General features: G+C 68.1%; 17 protein-coding genes and 1 pseudogene. 7 read left to right on the plus strand and 11 right to left on the minus strand.

Annotated elements, in window-relative coordinates; genetic code table 11:
• Positions 1 to 77: 77 nt before the first annotated feature.
• From BJP32_RS03145 to BJP32_RS03165, 5 genes are all read right to left on the minus strand, one after another.
• A complete protein-coding gene (locus tag BJP32_RS03145; RefSeq protein WP_046652436.1) occupies positions 78 to 1,421 on the minus strand; it encodes an amidohydrolase family protein in 1,344 nt (447 codons plus the stop codon).
• Positions 1,422 to 1,424: 3 nt separating this feature from the next.
• A complete protein-coding gene (locus tag BJP32_RS03150; RefSeq protein WP_046652437.1) occupies positions 1,425 to 2,921 on the minus strand; it encodes an amidohydrolase in 1,497 nt (498 codons plus the stop codon).
• Positions 2,922 to 3,037: 116 nt separating this feature from the next.
• Complete coding sequence (locus BJP32_RS03155; protein ID WP_046652438.1) at positions 3,038 to 3,319, minus strand: DUF167 family protein; 282 nt, start codon at positions 3,317 to 3,319, stop codon at positions 3,038 to 3,040.
• A gap of 278 nt (positions 3,320 to 3,597) precedes the next feature.
• Complete coding sequence (locus BJP32_RS03160) at positions 3,598 to 4,527, minus strand: electron transfer flavoprotein subunit alpha/FixB family protein (RefSeq protein ID WP_046652439.1); 930 nt, start codon at positions 4,525 to 4,527, stop codon at positions 3,598 to 3,600.
• Positions 4,527 to 5,291: an electron transfer flavoprotein subunit beta/FixA family protein gene (locus BJP32_RS03165; protein WP_046652441.1), complete on the minus strand. Its 765-nt coding sequence runs from the start codon at positions 5,289 to 5,291 to the stop codon at positions 4,527 to 4,529. The genes BJP32_RS03160 and BJP32_RS03165 overlap by 1 nt, the downstream gene beginning before the upstream one ends.
• 125 nt (positions 5,292 to 5,416) lie before the next feature.
• Between BJP32_RS03165 and BJP32_RS03170 the strand changes: the two genes are divergently transcribed.
• Positions 5,417 to 5,758 (plus strand): hypothetical protein, encoded by a 342-nt coding sequence (locus tag BJP32_RS03170; protein WP_076222848.1) that lies wholly within the window; start codon positions 5,417 to 5,419, stop codon positions 5,756 to 5,758.
• A gap of 9 nt (positions 5,759 to 5,767) precedes the next feature.
• Here the strand turns inward: BJP32_RS03170 and BJP32_RS03175 are convergent, their stop codons facing one another.
• The gene (locus BJP32_RS03175; RefSeq protein WP_076222850.1) at positions 5,768 to 6,340 is read right to left on the minus strand and encodes a cob(I)yrinic acid a,c-diamide adenosyltransferase; all 573 of its coding nucleotides are present in this window, start codon (positions 6,338 to 6,340) and stop codon (positions 5,768 to 5,770) included.
• 34 nt (positions 6,341 to 6,374) lie between these two features.
• Positions 6,375 to 6,578: a twin transmembrane helix small protein gene (locus BJP32_RS03180; RefSeq protein WP_076222851.1), complete on the minus strand. Its 204-nt coding sequence runs from the start codon at positions 6,576 to 6,578 to the stop codon at positions 6,375 to 6,377.
• Positions 6,579 to 6,734: 156 nt separating this feature from the next.
• On the opposite strand from BJP32_RS03180, the gene BJP32_RS03185 reads away from it, so the two are divergent.
• Positions 6,735 to 8,876: a TonB-dependent receptor domain-containing protein gene (locus tag BJP32_RS03185; protein WP_198935253.1), complete on the plus strand. Its 2,142-nt coding sequence runs from the start codon at positions 6,735 to 6,737 to the stop codon at positions 8,874 to 8,876.
• 116 nt (positions 8,877 to 8,992) lie between these two features.
• Positions 8,993 to 10,117 (plus strand): hypothetical protein, encoded by a 1,125-nt coding sequence (locus BJP32_RS03190; protein WP_076223108.1) that lies wholly within the window; start codon positions 8,993 to 8,995, stop codon positions 10,115 to 10,117.
• A 64-nt stretch (positions 10,118 to 10,181) separates the two neighbouring features.
• On the opposite strand, the gene ahcY is transcribed toward BJP32_RS03190, so the two are convergent.
• Positions 10,182 to 11,573 (minus strand): adenosylhomocysteinase, encoded by a 1,392-nt coding sequence (gene ahcY / locus BJP32_RS03195; RefSeq protein WP_003166281.1) that lies wholly within the window; start codon positions 11,571 to 11,573, stop codon positions 10,182 to 10,184.
• Positions 11,574 to 11,808: 235 nt separating this feature from the next.
• Here ahcY and BJP32_RS03200 point away from each other — a divergent pair, with 235 nt between their 5' ends.
• The 4 genes from BJP32_RS03200 to BJP32_RS03215 all read left to right on the plus strand — a co-directional run bounded on the left by BJP32_RS03200 (position 11,809) and on the right by BJP32_RS03215 (position 16,327).
• Positions 11,809 to 13,302 (plus strand): globin-coupled sensor protein, encoded by a 1,494-nt coding sequence (locus tag BJP32_RS03200; RefSeq protein ID WP_076222855.1) that lies wholly within the window; start codon positions 11,809 to 11,811, stop codon positions 13,300 to 13,302.
• 79 nt (positions 13,303 to 13,381) lie between these two features.
• Positions 13,382 to 14,740, plus strand: a complete 1,359-nt coding sequence (locus BJP32_RS03205) for an amidohydrolase family protein (protein ID WP_076222856.1) — start codon at positions 13,382 to 13,384, stop codon at positions 14,738 to 14,740.
• 67 nt (positions 14,741 to 14,807) lie between these two features.
• Positions 14,808 to 15,824: a biotin synthase BioB gene (gene bioB, locus BJP32_RS03210; protein ID WP_046652448.1), complete on the plus strand. Its 1,017-nt coding sequence runs from the start codon at positions 14,808 to 14,810 to the stop codon at positions 15,822 to 15,824.
• Positions 15,821 to 16,327 carry a GNAT family N-acetyltransferase gene (locus BJP32_RS03215; protein ID WP_046652449.1) on the plus strand — a complete coding sequence of 169 codons (507 nt, stop codon included), beginning with the start codon at positions 15,821 to 15,823 and terminating at the stop codon, positions 16,325 to 16,327. Before bioB ends, BJP32_RS03215 begins: the two co-directional genes overlap by 4 nt.
• On the opposite strand, the gene BJP32_RS03220 is transcribed toward BJP32_RS03215, so the two are convergent.
• The 3 genes and pseudogenes from BJP32_RS03220 to BJP32_RS03230 all read right to left on the minus strand — a co-directional run bounded on the left by BJP32_RS03220 (position 16,324) and on the right by BJP32_RS03230 (position 17,926).
• A complete protein-coding gene (locus BJP32_RS03220; RefSeq protein ID WP_046652450.1) occupies positions 16,324 to 16,668 on the minus strand; it encodes a hypothetical protein in 345 nt (114 codons plus the stop codon). The genes BJP32_RS03215 and BJP32_RS03220 overlap by 4 nt on opposite strands.
• Positions 16,669 to 16,721: 53 nt before the next feature.
• Positions 16,722 to 16,918 (minus strand): annotated as a pseudogene (locus BJP32_RS17580) (hypothetical protein).
• A gap of 51 nt (positions 16,919 to 16,969) precedes the next feature.
• Positions 16,970 to 17,926, minus strand: coding sequence for a hypothetical protein (locus BJP32_RS03230; protein WP_112999707.1), 957 nt, complete (start codon positions 17,924 to 17,926; stop codon positions 16,970 to 16,972).
• Positions 17,927 to 18,065 lie beyond the last annotated feature (139 nt).

The following is an 18,065-nucleotide window of genomic DNA, read 5'->3' on the forward strand; positions in this document are numbered from 1 at the left end:
CCGCCCCCTTCCCCAGGCGCAGGAAAAAGGGCGCCGCGGTCTCCCGCAGCGCCCTTCCATCTTCAGACTGTGAAGCCTCAGTCGCCGTAGGCGGGCGGCATGGCGCCTTCGCCGCCGGTGCGGTAGCGGTCGCGCAGCAGCAGGTTGCGCGCCTGCAGCGGCTGCTCCACCCCGTCGATCAGCACGGCCGAGGGCTGGCTCAGCGGCTCCAGCGGATCGCCCGACCAGACCACGACGTCGCCTGCGGCCCCGGCCTTCAGCTCGCCGAACTGGCCGTCGAAGCCGAAGATGCGGGCCGGATTGACCGTGATCGCCTGGATGGCCGCCGCGAACGGCAGGCCGTGCGACACGGCGTTGCCCGCGTTGTAGCGGATGTCGCGAGCACGGTGGGCCGAGCCCTCGTTGCCCTTGATGGCGATGACCACGCCCGCCGCGTTCAAGGCCGCCGCATTCTGCATCCGCGCCGCCCGCATCTCGAAGTTCGAGGGCAGGTTGGTGGTCGGGTGCAGGATGACCGGAACCTTGGCCGCCGCGATCTCATCGGCCACCAGCCAGCCTTCGGCGGCGCCGTCCAGGATGACCTTGACGCCTTCCTCGCGCGCCAGACGCAGCACCTGCTGGATGTCCGAGGCGCGGTTGACGGTGACGATCAGCGGCATGGCGCCGTTCGCCACCGGGATCAGGGCCTCCATATCGGCGCGAGACAGCGACAGAGCGCGCATGTCGGCCCGCTCATAGGCCGCCTTGTTCCGGGCGTAGGCCCGCACCTCGGCCAGGGTCTCCTTGAACAGGACGAACTCGGCGCCGCGAGCGCCGCCCGCCACCGTCGCCCCGGCCTCGCCGAAGGGCGCGACCATGGCCACGCGCGGCTTCACCAGGATGTCGGCGCCGCCCAGCTTGATGACCGCCGCCTGGCCGGCGAACAGGCCCGGCGACTGGAAGCCGCCGTGACCCGCGCCGGCGAAGTCGGAATCGTCATGGCTGTGCCCGCCGCCCGAGCCGCCGTGCTGCGGCGTGACGACGGCGCGGGTGACGCCGCCCAGACGGGCCACCGGCAGGGTGAAGGACCAGGGGTCCAGGCCGTAGGACAGGTCGAAGGCTGCGGTCAGGGTGTTGGCGCGATTGGCCAGGTCGTTGGTCCCGCGCACCGAGCCGACCTCGGTCCCGGCCAGGCCGGAATCCACGGCGACGAAGCCCGGCGTGACGATCTTGCCGCGCGCGTCGATGACCCGCAGACCGGCCGGCGCGCCGCCGGTTCCGACCGAAACGACCTTGCCGTTGCGGATGACCACCGTGCCGTTCTCGATCACCGAAGTTCCGGTCAGCACCCGGCCGCCGGTGATGGCGACGTCCTGCGCCAGGGCGGGGCCGGTCAGGGCCAGGGCTGCGACAGCGCCCGCGAGGAGAGTTTTGATACGCATTGTTCAGCGAGCTCCCTGGGCGACGCCGGCGGCGGCCTGGCCGAAGCCGGGCTGGCCCAGTTCGAAATCGGACACGGGCTGGAAGGCGGGGTTCTGGCGATCGAAGGCCAGGCCGCCGTCGATGAAGACCTGGTCGGCGCGGGCGTAGATCGAGAAGGGATCGGCGCTCCAGATCACCACGTCGGCGCGCTTGCCGCTCTCCAGAGAGCCGGTTTCCTTGTCGATGCCGATGGACCTGGCCGCATTCAGCGTGATCCAGCTTATGGCGTGCTCTTCGGAGATGTTCATCCCGGCGCGGCGGCCGGCCGACAGGGCGGCGGCGGCTTCCTGATTCAGGCGCTGGATCAGTTCGGCGTCGTCCGAGTGGATGACGGCGCACGAGCCCTCGGGCGCGTCGGTCAGGGCGGCGTTCTCCTCGATGCCGTCCAGGGCCTCCATCTTGAAGCCCCACCAGCCGGTCCACATGGCGGCGCAGACGCCTTCACGCGCCAGCAGGGGCGCGATCTTGTAGGCCTCGACCGCGTGGTGGAAGGTGGTGATCTTGTAGCCGAACTCCTTGGCCACATCGAGCATGACCGCCATTTCATCGGCGCGGTAGCAGTGGTTCTGGATCAGGATCGAGCCGTCCAGAACGCCCGCCAAGGTCTCGAGCTGCAGGTTGCGGGTCGGGGGCGTACCCTGACCGTCCTCGCGCCACTTGTCCCACTTGGCCTTGTAGTCGCGCGCGGCGATGAAGCCGGCGCGATAGCCCGCGACATTGCCCATGCCGGTGGCCGGCGACTGGTTGCGCGAACCGTAGACCCGCGACGGATTCTCGCCGCAGGCCATCTTCAGGCCGTAGGGAGCGTTCGGGAACTTCATCCCCTGCATCGTCACCGACGGCACATTGCGCAGGGTCACGCCGCGGCCGCCGAACAGATTGGCCGAGCCGGGCAGGATCTGCATCGTCGTCACCCCGCCCGCGCGGGCGGTGTTGAAGCCGGGATCCTGCGGCCAGATCGAGTGTTCGGACCAGACCTGGGCGGTGTTCGGGTTGGTCGCTTCGTTGCCGTCGCTCATGCCCATGACGCCCGGCGAGGGATAGACGCCCAGATGGCTATGGATGTCGATGATGCCCGGCGTGACGAAGCGGCCGCGCGCATCGATCACCTGATGGCCCGCCGGGACCGGGGTGTTCGCCCCGCCGACGGCGGCGATGCGGCCGTCGGTGACGACGACGACGCCGCCCTCGATCTTCTGACCGGCGCCGGTCAGCACCGTCGCGCCGACGATGGCCATGTTCTGGCGCGGCAGGCCGCGATAGGTCGAGGGATAGGGGTCCGTGTTGGCCCAGCCGTCCAGACCCGGCGCCATCGTGCGGTCCTTGGAGGACGACGCGGCGGAAGCCGTCTCGGTCTTGGGCGCGGCGTCGCCGGTCGTGGCGCAGGCCGACAGGCTGAGCGCGCCGAGCGCGCAGGTGAGAACAGCGAGGCTTGGACCCCGCAGGCGACTGAACAACATGGGCGAGCCCCCTCGCGCCCGCGAACTGCGGGCAGACAATGGCGTGTATACAATCGCCAGTTTCCGTCAGGGTAAAGCTCTAAAAGCCGCCGCTCTCGGCAAAGTCAGGCGCGCGCTCAATCCGCAGGCAGGCGGGCGCGGACCTCCGCGTCGGTCAGGCCGTCGACCTGGATCATCTTCAGCCGCGACTGTCCGCCGCGCGCCAGCGCCACATCGCGCTTGGGCACGCCCAGGGCCTTGGCGAGGAAGGCGGTCAGGGCGGCGTTGGCCTCGCCCTCCACCGGCTGGGCGCGGACGCGGACCTTCAGCACCGGGCGGCCGTCCGGGTCGACATCCCAGCCGTCGATGCGGTCGGCCGAGGCGCGCGGGGTCAGTTTGACGGGAATGCGGGCGGTCATGGGAGGTGTTTGGCCCAAGGAGAGGAAAGGTCCAAATTTTCGTCATTCTCCGGCAAGCCGCGCAGCGGCGCAGACCGGGGAACCCAGCGGCGCCCGGAGGGCGAAACTCCACGCGCCACGCCTGCAGGAAAGATCGCCTTTGGCGCCGCTGGGTCCCCCGGTCTCCCCCCGCCTTCGCGAGGGTCGCCGGAGGATGACGAAAGATAAGGCGCGCCAAAAAGAAAACGCGCCGGACGATCCCTCGCCCGGCGCGCTTCTAACTCAGCGTGTGAAACCGATCAGCCCAGGGCGGCCATCAATTCCGGCACGGCGGTCTTGTAGTCGGCGACCCAGCCGTAGTCGGCGACCTGGAAGATCGGGGCGTCGGCGTCCTTGTTGATCGCAACGATCACCTTGGAGTCCTTCATCCCGGCCAGGTGCTGGATGGCGCCCGAGATGCCGATGGCGATGTAGAGGGCCGGCGCCACGACCTTGCCGGTCTGGCCGACCTGATAGTCGTTGGGGGCGTAACCCGCATCGACCGCCGCGCGCGAGGCGCCGACGGCGGCGCCCAGCTTGTCGGCCAGGGGGTCCATGACGGCGTGGAATTCTTCAGCCGAGCCCAGGGCGCGGCCGCCCGAGACGACGATCTTGGCGGCGCCCAGTTCGGGGCGGTCCGACTTGACCATTTCTTCCGACACGAAGGCGGTCTTGGGCGCTTCGCCGGCGGCGACGCTCTCGACCGAGGCCGATCCGCCTTCAGCGGCGGCGGCGAAGGCCGTCGGGCGCACGGTGATGACCTTCTTGGCGTCGGCCGACTGGACCGTCTCCAGCGCATTGCCCGCATAGATCGGACGCACGAAGGTGTCGGCCGAGACGACTTCCACGATGTCCGAGATCGGCGCCGTGTCCAGCTTGGCGGCGATGCGCGGCGCGAAATTCTTACCGTCGGTGTTAGCCGGGGTCAGGATGGCGTCGTAGTTCCCGGCCAGCGGCAGGACGGTGGCCTCGACGGCCTCGGCCAGACCGTGGGCGACGGCGTCGCCTTCGGCCAGCAGCACCTTGCGCACGCCCGCGATCTTGGCGGCGGCGTCAGCCACGGCCTGAGCGCCCTTGCCCAGCACCAGAACGTCCACGTCCGACGACAGGGCCAGGGCGGCCGTCACGGTCTTGTGGGTGGTGTCGCGAACAACCGAGCCGTCGTGGTCGGCGATGACGAGAACGGCCATTACAGAACCCCTGCGTCTTTGAGCTTGGAAACCAGTTCGGCCGCATCGGCGACCTTGACGCCCGCCGAACGCTTCGGCGGCTCCGTCACCTTCAGCACCTTGAGGCGGTCCGCCGTGTCGACGCCGTAGTCGGCGACCGCCTTCATGGCGATCTCCTTCTTCTTGGCCTTCATGATGTTGGGCAGCGACGCATAGCGCGGCGTGTTCAGGCGCAGGTCGACCGACACCACGGCCGGCAGTTCGGCCGCGACCGTCTGCAGGCCGCCGTCGACTTCACGGGTGACGACAGCCTTGCCGCCTTCGATCGCCAGCTTGCCGGCGAAGGTGGCCTGAGGCCAGTCCAGCAGGGCGGCCAGCATCTGACCCACGGCGTTGTTGTCGCCGTCGATCGACTGCTTGCCCAGCAGCACCAGGTCAGGCTTCTCTTCGTCCACCACGGCCTTCAGCACCTTGGCGACGGCCAGCGGTTCCAGATCCGTGTCCGACTGCACCAGGACGCCGCGATCCGCGCCCATGGCCAGGGCCGTGCGGATGGTTTCCTGCGCCTGGGTCACGCCGATGGAGACGACGACGATCTCGGTCGCCGTGCCCGCGGCATGGTGTTCCTTGCCTTCCTTCAGACGCACGGCCTCTTCGACGGCGATTTCGTCGAAGGGGTTCATGCTCATCTTGACGTTGGCCAGGTCGACGCCGGTCTGGTCCGCCTTCACGCGAGCCTTGACGTTGCTGTCGATCACCCGTTTCACCGGGACGAGTACCTTCATGAGCCTATCCACTTGGTCATCGAAATGTCGGTCGAGGGATTGGACCGATGAAACCGGCCTGTCAACGTAACGCTACGTGAACTGCGGTCGTGTCGCGGACGCATTTTTGATCTATTGAGACTGGCATGAAACGCTTCCTAACGATCCGGCGCCTCAGCTTCATCTTCTTCAGCCTGTTCGCGGTGACGCTGGCGGGGGTGTTCATCCTGCAGCGTTTCTGGGTCGATCCGGGCGAGCGCTGCGCGGCCAAGGGCTATTGGTACGATCTGGAGACGCGCATCTGCGCCCAGCCCATCTACATCCCCGACATCACCGGCCGCCCGGCGGGCACGACGCGCGCCGAGGCCTCGAACAAGGCCAATCAGGAGCTTCTGGTCCTGGAAGACCAGGTCAACGCCCAGAAGCGCGCCCGCGCCGCCGCCACCGAGGCCGAGCGCGAGCGGGTGAACGCCCTGCGGTCGCAGTAGGCCCGCGCCTCAGCGCGTCGCGCCGGGCCGCCACAGGACATCGCCGGCGCCATTGGCGTTGGCGCGGCGGGCGGCGACGAACAGCAGGTCCGACAGGCGGTTGAGGTAGCGCACCGCCTCAGGGTTCACGACCTCGCCCGCTTCCATCAGACGCACGGCCTCGCGCTCGGCCCGGCGGCACACGGTGCGCGCCAGGTGCAGATGCGCCGACAACGGCGAACCGCCCGACAGGATGAAGCTGTCCAGCGGCTTGAGGCTCTCATTCATCCAGTCGATCTCTGATTCCAGCCGCTCGACCTGGGAGGCGATGATGCGCAGGGCCTCCCACTTGGGCGCCGGCTCCATCGGCGTGGCCAGGTCGGCGCCCAGGTCGAACAGCTCGTTCTGGATGCGGCCCAGCATGGCGTCGATGCGGTCGTTCTGGCCGCTGTTCAGGCGCGCCACGCCGATGACGGCGTTCAGTTCGTCCACCGCGCCATAGGCCTCGACCCGCGCATCAGTCTTGGACACCGGAGCGCCCGAAGCCAGCCGCGTCTGCCCGGCGTCGCCGGTGCGGGTGTAGATCTTGTTCAGCGTCACCATGACGCGCCCTCCCCTGTTCCTATTGGTGCGCGCCTCAGCCCGCGTGCGTCCGCTTCAGCCACATGCCGACCATCAGCAGCAGCACCGCCACCGCCTGAAGGATGATGCGCAGCCGCATCAGCTTGTTCGAGCGGACGCTCGCGCCCTCCCCGCCCTTGTTCAGGTTGTAGAGGCCGAAGCCCAGGGTGACGACGACGCCGGCCACGGCGATCAGGATCAGAATGTCGATGAGGTCCATGACCGCTTCTTAGGCCCGCCCGCCATCCCGCGCCAGACATGTCGAAGCGAGATCGCAATTGCGACCTATTCGCACACCCCCATTGCGTTGAGAATGCGAACGCTGTTGAGAGGCGTTCTCATTTTAAAGGCCCCTCCCCGAATGTCCCCTTCACGCATGTCCCGCCGTTCGTCCCTGCTGGCCGCCACCGCTCTGATGACTGTGGGCGCCGGCGCGCCCGCCCTGGCTGACGAGACCGCGGACCTGATGGAGCCGACGCACAAGGTCGCCGACGTGGTCGTCACCGCCTCGGGCTTCGAGCAGAAGATCACCCAGGCGCCCGCCTCGATCAGCGTCCTGCCGCGCGAGGAGATCCAAGAGATCCGCGCCGCCTCGATCGCCGAAATCCTGAACAACATCGAGGGCGTCGACACGGGTTCCGGCGTCGGCAAGACCGGCGGCCAGACCATCAACATCCGCGGCATGGGCTCGGACTACACCCTGATCCTGATCGACGGCCGCCGCCAGAACACGGCCGGCAGCGTGACCCCGAACGGCTTCGGCGAAACGGCCAACAGCTTCCTGCCGCCGGTCTCGGCCATCGACCGCATTGAGGTGGTGCGCGGCCCGGTCGCCACCCTCTACGGCTCGGACGCAATGGGCGGGGTCGTCAACATCATCACCCGCAAGGTCGGCGACGCCTGGACGGGCTCGGCCTCGGCCAACTACACCCTGCAGGGCGACGACGAGTTCGGCGACTTCTGGGGGATCAACGGCTACGCCTCGGGTCCGCTGATCGCCGACCGCCTGGGCCTGGCCTTGCGCGGCTCCTGGTCCGAGCGCGAACAGTCGGACCTGAAATACCGCGACGTGAACGGAAACGAGGTCGACGTCGCCGGCTTCGGGCGCAGCGCCACCGCCTATGAGATCTGGACCCTGGGCGCCCGCCTCAGCCTGACGCCGAACGCCGACCACGACCTGTGGCTGGACGTCGACGCGGCCGGCCAGTGGTACGACAACGCCAAGGGCCAGATGGGCACCAACACCGTCGCCGGCGGCTACAAGGACTTCCTGGAGTTCAACCGCGAGCAGTACCTGCTGGCGCACAATTGGCGTCTGGATTTCGGCACGCTGGAATCCACCCTGTCGCACAACAAGACCGAGACGGTCGGCCGCATCATCCCCCGCGGCGTGCCCGGCGCCGGGGGCGACCGCACCCTGGAGACCACGACCACCCTGTTCGACACCAAGCTGAACAGCCAGTGGCGCAACCACACCTTCACCGTCGGCGGCCAGTACATGGACGCCGAAATGACCGACGGCGTGGCGGCCGGCAACTTCACCTTCGAGCAATGGGCCCTGTTCGCCGAGGACGAATGGCGGCTGCGCGACGACTTGGCCCTGACGGTCGGCCTCCGCTACGACGACCACTCCAGCTTCGGCGACCACGTCAGCCCGCGCGCCTATCTGGTGTGGAACGCCAATGAGCAATGGACCCTGAAGGGCGGCGTCAGCGGCGGCTACAAGACCCCGCGCCTGGAACAGCTGACCCCCGGCATCAATGGCTTCGGCCGCCAGGGCGCCCTGCCGCTGATCGGCAGCCCTGGCCTGCAGCCGGAAACCAGCGTGGCCTATGAGTTCGGCGTCTATTTCGACAACGGCTCGACCTTCCGCGCCAACGCCACCGTCTTCCGCAACGACTTCGAGGACAAGATCGCCTCGGGCCAGCCGATCGCCAACTGCACCTTCGGCCTGACCCAGGCCCAATATGACGCCGGCGACTACTCCAAGACGGGTTGCGCCGACGTCGGCTTCTGGTCGGCGATCAAGGAGTTCGGTCAGAGCGTGAACATCGACGAGGCCACGACTCAGGGCCTGGAAGTCGTCGCCCGCTGGCGCTTCGCCGAGGCCTGGAGCCTGCACGGCAACTACACCTACACCGACAGCGAGCAGAAGACCGGCGCGCAGGCCGGCCGCCCCCTGACCGATACGCCCGAGCACATGATCAACACCCAGCTGCGCTGGCAGGCCACCGACCGTCTGTCGACCTGGCTGCGCGGCGAATACCGCTCGGAGCGCTGGCGCGGCGAGGGCGCCGCCCGCGACGCCCTGGGCGACTTCAAGGCCTATGAGCTGTTCCACATCGGCGGCTCGTACGAAGTCAATGACCGCGTGACCCTCAATGCGGCCATCTACAACCTGTTCGACAAGGACTTCGTCCGTCTGGCTCCCTATGGCGCGCCGGTCGCCTATTCGCCGGAATACGCCAACAATCAGGAGCCGCGTCGTCTTTGGATGTCGGTGACGACGACCTTCTAACCCCTCTTCAGTTTCCTCCCCGACTGACCGGGCCGCCTCCTTGAAGGAAGCGGCCCGTTTTTTTGACCTGCGCCAAACTAAGCCGTTGGTCATTTTTGACTGGCAGGATGGCCGTCATGACTGATCGCGCCATCCGCAACCTCGAACACCTGCGCCGCACCGCCTCGACGGCGCGCGTGCTGAATCTGCTCAAGGTCTATGACGAGCACGGCGACAGCGACGACTGGGCCGAGCGCCCCATGTTCCGCAACCCGGCCCTGAATCGCGCCCTGATCATCAAGCACAGGCTGCGGCGCAATGAGACCGACGCCTTTCCGGGCCGCCGTCAGGTGGCGACCAAGATCGTGGTGCCGATCGACAGCACCGACCTGAAGACCGGCGGCCGCTTCATCTTCGTCAATCAGATCGGCTTCGAGCGCGCCATGCACGAGGCCTTCGGCGTCGACCCCGACCACCCGGACCTGAAGACCCTGCGGCTGATGGATCAGCTGCCGTCGCTGGACCCCTTCCTGCTGCGCGAACAGCTGCGGCGCGGAAATGTGGACGCCGCCCCCTGCTATTTCGCCCTCAGCGAGGCCGACCTGGAGCGTATGCTGGAGTTCGTCCAGAAGGAGATCGAGCCTCTGGTCACGCTCAGCGTCGGCGACGGGGTGGTGGCCGCCGGTTCAACCGCCCGCATGGCGTCGAAGATCCTGTCCAACGCCCCCGGCGACCGGCTGGAGGCGCTGCGCCTGACGCTGAAGCTGGAGCCCGAGCAGTATCAGGAGGGCGTCTTCTGCTGGAAGGGCTTCCTCTACTACAAATGGTCGCTCGCCAGTCTGATGGCCGACATCGTCCATGTGGCCGACGAAGTGGGCACGATCCAGCCCGCCGGCCCCAGCGACCAGGCGGCCAAGGACTATATCGCGCGCGGACGCGGCGTGCTGCGCGGCCGCATCATGAAGACCTGCGAAGAGGTCAGCCGCACCCTGCGCTATTACGACGACGCCTATGCGGGGCTGACGCGCGAGGGCAATCCGGTGGCGTTCCGCGACTTCCTGCTGGAGGCGCCCGCCCTGTTCACCCGCCTGGGCGACCAGCTGGGGGCGGTGCAGCACATCGTCAGCTTCTGGCGCTTCCGCTTCAACCCCAAGGCGCCGCCGGTCGGGGTGGATGAGCTGATCGACATCTTCATGGACTTCGAAACCGGCCTGATGGGCCGAGGGCCTGACGAGTTCGATCCACGCGACGTCGCAGCGTAAGTTCAAAAGAAAACCCCGCGCCGTCGCCGGCGCGGGGTTCTGTCTTTCAGACCCGAGACAGGTCTCAGTAGCGGTAGTGTTCCGGCTTGAACGGACCCTCGACCGGCACCGAGATATAGTCGGCCTGATCCTGGCTCAGCGTCGTCAGCTTGGCGCCCAGCTTGGCCAGGTGCAGGAAGGCGACCTTCTCGTCCAGGTGCTTGGGCAGGGTGTAGACCTTGTTGTCGTAGGCCTTGGCGTTGGTCCACAGCTCGATCTGGGCCAGCGTCTGGTTGGTGAAGGACGCCGACATCACGAAGGACGGGTGGCCCGTGGCGTTGCCCAGGTTCACCAGACGGCCTTCCGACAGCAGGATGATCTTCTTGCCGTCAGGGAACTCGACGTGGTGGACCTGATCCTTGATCTTGTCCCACTTGAAGTTCTTCAGGCCCGCGACCTGAATCTCAGAGTCGAAGTGGCCGATGTTGCAGACGATGGCGTTGTTGCGCATGGCGCGCATGTGCTCGACGCGGATGACGTCCTTGTTGCCCGTGGTGGTGACGAAGATGTCGGCCTTGTCGGCGACGTCTTCCAGGGTCTGGACCTCATAGCCTTCCATCGCCGCCTGCAGGGCGCAGATCGGATCGATTTCCGTCACGATCACGCGGGCGCCGCCGTTGCGGAGCGAAGCCGCCGAGCCCTTGCCCACGTCGCCGTAGCCGCAGACCACCGCCACCTTGCCCGACAGCATGACGTCGGTGCCGCGACGGATGGCGTCGACCAGGGATTCACGACAGCCGTACAGGTTGTCGAACTTCGACTTGGTGACGCTGTCGTTGACGTTGATGGCGGGGAAGGGCAGCTCGCCGCGCTCGGCCATCTGATACAGGCGATGGACGCCCGTGGTCGTTTCTTCCGACACGCCGCCGATGGCGTCGCGGATGGCCGAATAGAAGCCCGGCTTTTCCTTCAGATAGCGCTTCATGACCGAGAAGAGGGCTTCCTCTTCCTCGTTCTGCGGGTTGTCGAGGACGGAGGCGTCCTTCTCGGCCTTCGGGCCCAGCACGCACAGCAGGGTGGCGTCGCCGCCGTCGTCCAGGATCAGGTTCGGATAACCGCCGTCGGCCCATTCGAAAATCTTGTGGGCGTAGTCCCAGTACTCCACCAGGGTCTCGCCCTTGAAGGCGAAGACCGGCGTGCCCGACGCGGCGATGGCGGCGGCGGCGTGATCCTGGGTCGAGAAGATGTTGCACGAGGCCCAGCGCACTTCGGCGCCCAGGGCTTCCAGCGTCTGGATCAGCACGGCCGTCTGAATGGTCATGTGCAGGCTGCCGGCGATGCGGGCGCCCTTCAGCGGCTGGGACGCGCCGTATTCCGCGCGCAGCGCCATCAGGCCCGGCATCTCGGTTTCGGCGATGGCGATTTCCTTGTTGCCGAAGTCGGCCAGGGAGATGTCGCGGACGATGTAGTCGGTCATGCAGAAATGTCTTTCGGCCACTGTCGGGGGATCGCCGTCGCTATAGCGCGGCGCGGCGGCGGGAGCAATCAAGACATAAGGATGTCTTTATATGAACGGCCAACCGCCTGAATCGCGGGCCCTCCGAAGCGGTTAAGGAAATCTACGCAATCCGGGCTTAACCCGGCCAATACCCTCTTGATGACAAGGGGCATTAAGGGCTCTCCCCCGCCCTGCCGTTAAAACGAGTTGCGTCATGGCTTCCCACGAGATCGACCGTCGCATGAACTTCATGGGGCTGGGTCGGCCGTCCGCCGGTTACAGCGCCATCTCGGGCCTGCTGCGTCAGGCCGTGCCCCAGGCCCTGACCGCCTTCTACGACAAGGTGCGCGCCGAGCCCGAGACCCGCCGCTTCTTCCGCGACGAAAGCCATGTCGCCGCCGCCAGCAACGCCCAGCAGCGCCACTGGGCCGCCATCATCGACGGTCGCGCCGACGAGGACTACGCCGCCTCGGTGCGCACCATCGGCCGCGTCCACGCCCGCATCGGTCTGGAGCCGCGCTGGTACATCGGCGGCTACAGCGTCATCCTGGCCCACCTGACCCGCGCCGTGGTCGAGCGCCCCAGAAAGCTGTTCGCCAACCGCCGCGCGCACGACCGCATCACCGCCGAAGCCCTGGCCGAGCTCAACCAGCGGGTCATGCTGGACATGGACCTGGCCATCTCCATCTATCTGGACGCCCTGCAGGAAGAACGCGACCGGGTGCAGGCCGAGCACGACGCCGCCGAAGCCCGCCAGGCTGAGGTCGTGCGCGCCCTGGGCGCCGCCCTGCACAGCCTGGCCGACAACGATCTGTCCGTGACCATCCCGGACGTCTTCCCCGAGGAATACCGCTCGCTTCAGAACGACTTCCACGCCGCGACCCGCGCCCTGCGCACCGCCGTGCGCGCCGTGGCCGACAGCGTCGAGAGCCTGAGCGCCGGGTCCAGCCAGCTGGCCGTCGCCTCCGAAGACCTGGCCAGCCGCACCGAGCGTCAGGCCGCCAACCTGGAGCGCACCGTCAACGAGGCCGACGCCATCGCCCGCCAGGTCGCCTCGACCGCCGACGGCGCGCGCCAGACCGCCGAGGCCCTGGCCGCCGCCCGCGCCGATGTCGAACACACGACCCAGGTGGTCGGCGACGCCGTATCCGCCATCCACGCCATCGCCGAATCCTCGACCGAGATCGCCCGCTTCACCAGCCTGATCGACGAGATCGCCTTCCAGACCAACCTGCTGGCCCTCAACGCCGGGGTCGAGGCCGCCCGCGCCGGCGACGCCGGGCGCGGCTTCGCCGTGGTGGCCCAGGAAGTGCGCGCCCTGGCCCAGCGCTCGTCCGAGGCGTCCGGCGAGATCCGCACCCTGATCTCCACCTCCTCGGCCCAGGTGGCGCGCGGCGTCGATCTGGTCGAGCGCACCGGCGCGGCGCTGGAGCGCATCGGCGCCAAGGTCTCGGCCGTCGACGGCCTGGCGGGCGGCATCGCCGGCTCGGCTCAGGAACAGGCCGACGGCCTGGCCCGCGTCCGCCGCGCCATGGGCGAGATGGACGACATCACCCAGCAGAACGCCGCCATGACCGAAGAGGCCACCGCCGCCGCCCGTCAGCTGGCCAATGAGGCCGTCAGCCTGAACCAGCAGGTCGGCCGCTTCCGCCTGGACCGCTCGGTCGCCGCCGGCGCCGCCGCGACGGGCCCCCGCCTGGTCGCCTGATCCGCAGACGCAAATCCGACTGGCGTCAGGCGACGGACGCGGGCTAACACTCTCCCCGAGTTTCGAGGGGGGAGTATCCATGATGAAAACCTTGCTGACGACCGCCGCCTGCGCCCTGGCCCTGGCGGCCGCGGGCGCGCCCGCAGCCGCCCAGACCGCCACGCCCGTCGCCCCGACGGGCGCCGCGCCCGCGCCGGGCGTCGTGACCCTGATCCAGGCGGGACGCCTGCTGGATCGTCCCGGCCAGGCCCCGCGCGGGCCGTCCACCGTAGTGGTGCGCGACGGCAAGGTGGTCGAGATCCGCGACGGCTTCGTCGACGCCGCCGCCTTTCCCGGGGCCGTGGTGGTGGACCAGCGCGACCGCTTCGTCCTGCCCGGCCTGATCGACAGCCATGTGCACCTGGTGTCGGACGTGGCCGGTCAAGCGGGTTTCCTGGCCGAGATCACCGACAACCTGCCCTCGCGCGCCTACAGCGCCGCCATGAACGCCCGCAAGACGCTGATGGCGGGCTTCACCACCGTGCGGAACCTGGGCGACAGCGGCGGCGTCACCCTGGCCCTGCGCGAGGAAACGGCGGCGCACCGCCTGGCCGGACCGCGCATCATCGACGCCGGGAACAGCATCTCGACCACCTCCGGCCACATGGACGGGCGTCTGGGCTTCAACGACGACTTCCGCGAGCACGTGGCCCACGACAACGTCTGCAACGGCGCCGAAAGCTGCCGCGAGGCCGTGCGTCTTCAGGTCGGACGCGGCGTCGACGTCATCAAGATCGCCACCACCGGCGGGGTCAACAGCCGCATCGGCGCCGGACTGGGCGCCCAGATGTTCGACGACGAGGCCAAGGCCCTGATCGACACGGCCCACCTCTACGGCAAGAAGGTCGCCGTCCACGCCCACGGCGCCGACGGCGTCAACCTGGCCCTGCGCATGGGCGTCGATTCGGTCGAGCACGGCACCATCTTCGACGACGAGACCCTGCAGCTGCTGCGTCGCACCCGCGCCTATTACGTCCCGACCCTGTCGGTGGTGAACGGCTACACCGAGCGTCTGGCCGCCGACCCCGAGGCCTATCCGCCGGAAGTCCTGGCCAAGATCCGCTGGCGTATCGAGATCACCGGCCAATCGCTGCAACGCGCGGTCCCGGCTGGCGTCCGCATCGCCTTCGGCACCGACGCGGGCGTGTCCAAGCACGGCCGCAACGCCGATGAGTTCGAGCTGATGGTCAGGAACGGCATGACCCCGGCCACCGCCATCGAGGCGGCCACCGTCAACGCCGCCGATCTGTTGGGCGTCTCGGCCGAGGTCGGCACGCTGGAGCCGGGCAAACGCGCCGACGTCATCGCCGTGGCGGGCGATCCGCTGGCCGATGTGACGAGGCTAAAGTCCGTCGCCTTCGTCATGCGCGACGGCCGCGTCTACAAGGACGAACGCTGAGCCAAAGAACGGCGACGCGTCACTTCCGGCTTGGCCGCGCCCGCGCGCGCGGCTAAGCCGTCGTCCCATGGCTGACGACGCATCGATCCGACCCGCCCGCGATCTCTCGATCCCCCGTCACGACTGGACGCTGGAGGAGGTCGAAGCCCTGTTCGCCCGGCCCTTCATGGAGCTGGTGTTCGAGGCCGCGACGGTGCACCGGCGCACCTTCGACCCGAATGAAGTCCAGAAGTCGCAGCTGCTGTCGGTCAAGACCGGCGGCTGCGCCGAGAACTGCGGCTACTGCTCCCAGTCGGCCAGCTTCAAGACCGGACTGAAGGCCGAGAAGCTGATGGAGCCGACCGCCGTCATCGCCGAGGCCATGGCGGCCAAGGCCGGCGGGGCCAGCCGCTTCTGCATGGGCGCCGCCTGGCGCGAGCTGAAGGACCGCGACACGCCCAAGCTGGCGGCCATGATCTCCGGCGTGAAGGCGCTGGGTCTGGAGACCTGCGCCACGCTCGGCATGCTGAACGCCGACCAGGCGAAACAGCTGAAGGACGCGGGCCTCGACTACTACAACCACAACCTCGACACCGGGCCCGAGTACTACGCCGAGGTGGTGACGACCCGCACCTATCAGGACCGGCTGGAGACCCTGCAGCACGTTCGCGACGCCGGCATGAACACCTGCTGCGGCGGCATCGTCGGCATGGGCGAGAAGCGCCGCGACCGCGCGGGCCTGCTGCACGCCCTGGCCACCCTGCCCGTCCACCCCGACAGCCTGCCGGTCAACGCCCTGGTCCCCGTCGGCGGCACGCCGCTGGGCGAGCGGGTGCTGAAGGAAGGCGAGATCGACCCGATCGAATTCGTCCGCACCGTCGCCGTCGCCCGTCTGGTATGCCCGCAGTCGATGGTCCGCCTGTCGGCCGGTCGCGAAGGCATGACGCCCGAGATGCAGGCCCTGTGCTTCCTGGCCGGCGCCAACTCCATCTTCGTCGGCGGCAAGCTGCTGACCACGCCGAACCCGGAAGAGGACGACGACGCCAAGCTGTTCGCACTGCTGGACCTGAAGCCCATGCCCGCCAAGGGTTGCGACGCCCATTGATCCGGGTCCGCCCGACGCGCGGAACGGACATCGGCCGTCTGGAGGCGGTGGAGCGGTCGGCGGCGACGCTGTTTCGCACCCTGCCCGATCTGGCCTGGATCGCCGACGACCACGTCGCCGGACCAGACACGCACCGCACAGCCGTCGCGCAGGGCCTGTCCTGGGTCGCCGTCGATGCGGCGGATCAGCCGATCGGCTTCCTGATCGCCGCCGAGGCGGACGCGGACCTGCATATCCTTGAGCTGTCCGTCGCTGCTGAACATCAGGGGCGCGGCGGTGGGCGGGCGCTGATGGCGGCCGCGCGACAGGAAGCCGGGGTCCGCGCCAAACAGGCCCTGACGCTGACCACCTTCAGCACCGTTCCCTGGAATGCGCCCTTCTATGCGCGCCTGGGCTATGCGGCGCTGACGTTTGCAGAAACGCCCGCCTATCTGCGCGAGACCCTGGCCGCAGAAGCCGCCCACGGCCTGACCGACCGCGTCGCCATGCGGCTGACGCTTTAGCCCTGCCGGGCGAGCCAGCCTCGCACCAGCCTGAGATGCAGAGCGTGAGCTCCGACCCAGGCCAGCCCCATGACGATCAGGACGCCGAAGTAACGCCGCGCGTCCGCGCTCTCCAGCGGCCCCAACGCGCTGGCCATCGCCATGGGAAGCAGAGTCAAGGCCGCCAGAACAGGCGTGAAACTCAGGGCGACGTCACGTGGCGCACGCCATATGGGCCGCCCGTCAAAGCCCCACTGCATCGGCAGCCGCGTCTCGCGCGGCAGGCCTCTCGCGGCGCGCCAGGACATGGCCGCCGACACGGCCACGGAAGTCAGAGCCAGGAACAGGGCGAACACCGTCATATCGACAGACGATCACGTCTATCCGAGCTGATCAAGCCAAAGGCCCCGCCGGACTACTTGCTCATCCAGGGGCGCGACGCCCCGCTCTTGATGCGAGCCGCCTGTTCGCGCTGAAACGTCCGCCGCGCGGCGGCTTGGGCCGGGCGTCGATCGCCGCCTTCTTGAGCCGCAGCGCCCGCTGCACGGGCGTTTCACCCGGAAGGGAGTCCGCAGGTTCGGCGGCGGGGGCGTGATCGTCGTCAATGGTCATGCCGACGACAGTAGCACTGTTCGCGCCTCTGAGGGACGACAGACCCGTTCCCTAGGATCCGCCTCGCGGAGCACGCAGATCACGGGCCATGACATCCGCCACCGCTCCCGCCTGCGCCCGGACCGACGCCCAGTCCGGGCGTGGCCCGTAAAGGGCGACGAGATAGGCGCGATCCCACTCGGTAAGACCCTGCTGCGCATCTCCCGAAAAGAGATTCAGGATCGTGTCGAACCCTTGCGTTTCCGCTCGTGGATCAAGCTGAGCCAGACTGATCAGAGCAATGTAGTCGCCCAACTGAGTCGTGTTGACCTCGCCGGTCATGTCCGTGTCGACGATCACCATGGTCTTAAACAGCGCGTCAACGACTTGGGTGCTCAAACGGCCCGGCCCCTTTCGACGCACAATAGGAGAGGCGGCTGCGACGCAGTCGTTGGGATTGCACCCCAAGATCGCCGCCAGCTGGCTATCGACTATCCCGCCGACCGCATCCCCTGGCATCCTTACGACCGCCCGACCGGTCTCGCTATCGACGGGAAGGCTCAGCGACCACCAGCGGACGGGACGCTCTGCGTCCAGAAAATCCTGGAACGCCGTCGTGTCGCGATGCATGCCCGTCACGTTCTGACGAAAAAGCCGGGGGTTGTCGGCGTTCATCGTTCTCGCCAGCCCGCGGCCGTCATTCGTGAAGATCACGACCACATTGGGATGGCAGCCCGGCTCGCCAGTCCGCAGGTCCAAGCTTGCGGCGGTCTGGGTGATCCGATCTATGACGGCCTGGGCGGCCTCACGCTCAAGATTGACGACACCAGGGCAGATCTCGCGACGCCACAGCGCCAGGCCTCGCCCGCGCGCAGGCGCGCCGACCCGCCCGACGAAATCGCGGGCCGCTTCCTGCACCGGTCGGCCTCGCACCATCAGATCCGGCAAGACGGTGGCGTCCGTGCTCGGCGCGTCCTGTGCATGCGCAGGCCCGAACAGGCTCAGAACGACAGCCGCGACAATTCCCATGTTCCGCATAAGGGTCTCCATGTCGCGGCCATCTCACATAACCACGCTACCCGTCCACATAGGACGCCAACATGAAGAGGAAGGCAAGCAGCACGGGCTTCTTTGACGGCCGCAGGACGGCGCCGGATGAAGGGCTGGC

It is taken from the genome of Brevundimonas sp. ZS04 (genome assembly GCF_001956865.1).
Classification (GTDB): Bacteria; Pseudomonadota; Alphaproteobacteria; order Caulobacterales; family Caulobacteraceae; genus Brevundimonas; species Brevundimonas diminuta.

What these genes read in the sequence shown, in the direction of transcription:
- BJP32_RS03165 (WP_046652441.1), bottom strand. Translation starts at nt 5,291, where the DNA reads ATGAAGGTACTCGTCCCGGTGAAACGGGTGATCGACAGCAACGTCAAG.
- ahcY (WP_003166281.1), bottom strand. Translation starts at nt 11,573, where the DNA reads ATGACCGACTACATCGTCCGCGACATCTCCCTGGCCGACTTCGGCAAC.
- bioB (WP_046652448.1), top strand. Translation starts at nt 14,808, where the DNA reads ATGGCTGACGACGCATCGATCCGACCCGCCCGCGATCTCTCGATCCCC.
- BJP32_RS03175 (WP_076222850.1), bottom strand. Translation starts at nt 6,340, where the DNA reads ATGGTGACGCTGAACAAGATCTACACCCGCACCGGCGACGCCGGGCAG.
- BJP32_RS03180 (WP_076222851.1), bottom strand. Translation starts at nt 6,578, where the DNA reads ATGGACCTCATCGACATTCTGATCCTGATCGCCGTGGCCGGCGTCGTC.
- BJP32_RS03230 (WP_112999707.1), bottom strand. Translation starts at nt 17,926, where the DNA reads ATGGGAATTGTCGCGGCTGTCGTTCTGAGCCTGTTCGGGCCTGCGCAT.
- BJP32_RS03145 (WP_046652436.1), bottom strand. Translation starts at nt 1,421, where the DNA reads ATGCGTATCAAAACTCTCCTCGCGGGCGCTGTCGCAGCCCTGGCCCTG.
- BJP32_RS03220 (WP_046652450.1), bottom strand. Translation starts at nt 16,668, where the DNA reads ATGACGGTGTTCGCCCTGTTCCTGGCTCTGACTTCCGTGGCCGTGTCG.
- BJP32_RS03190 (WP_076223108.1), top strand. Translation starts at nt 8,993, where the DNA reads ATGACTGATCGCGCCATCCGCAACCTCGAACACCTGCGCCGCACCGCC.
- BJP32_RS03200 (WP_076222855.1), top strand. Translation starts at nt 11,809, where the DNA reads ATGGCTTCCCACGAGATCGACCGTCGCATGAACTTCATGGGGCTGGGT.
- BJP32_RS03185 (WP_198935253.1), top strand. Translation starts at nt 6,735, where the DNA reads ATGTCCCGCCGTTCGTCCCTGCTGGCCGCCACCGCTCTGATGACTGTG.
- BJP32_RS03170 (WP_076222848.1), top strand. Translation starts at nt 5,417, where the DNA reads ATGAAACGCTTCCTAACGATCCGGCGCCTCAGCTTCATCTTCTTCAGC.
- BJP32_RS03150 (WP_046652437.1), bottom strand. Translation starts at nt 2,921, where the DNA reads ATGTTGTTCAGTCGCCTGCGGGGTCCAAGCCTCGCTGTTCTCACCTGC.
- BJP32_RS03205 (WP_076222856.1), top strand. Translation starts at nt 13,382, where the DNA reads ATGATGAAAACCTTGCTGACGACCGCCGCCTGCGCCCTGGCCCTGGCG.
- BJP32_RS03155 (WP_046652438.1), bottom strand. Translation starts at nt 3,319, where the DNA reads ATGACCGCCCGCATTCCCGTCAAACTGACCCCGCGCGCCTCGGCCGAC.
- BJP32_RS03160 (WP_046652439.1), bottom strand. Translation starts at nt 4,527, where the DNA reads ATGGCCGTTCTCGTCATCGCCGACCACGACGGCTCGGTTGTTCGCGAC.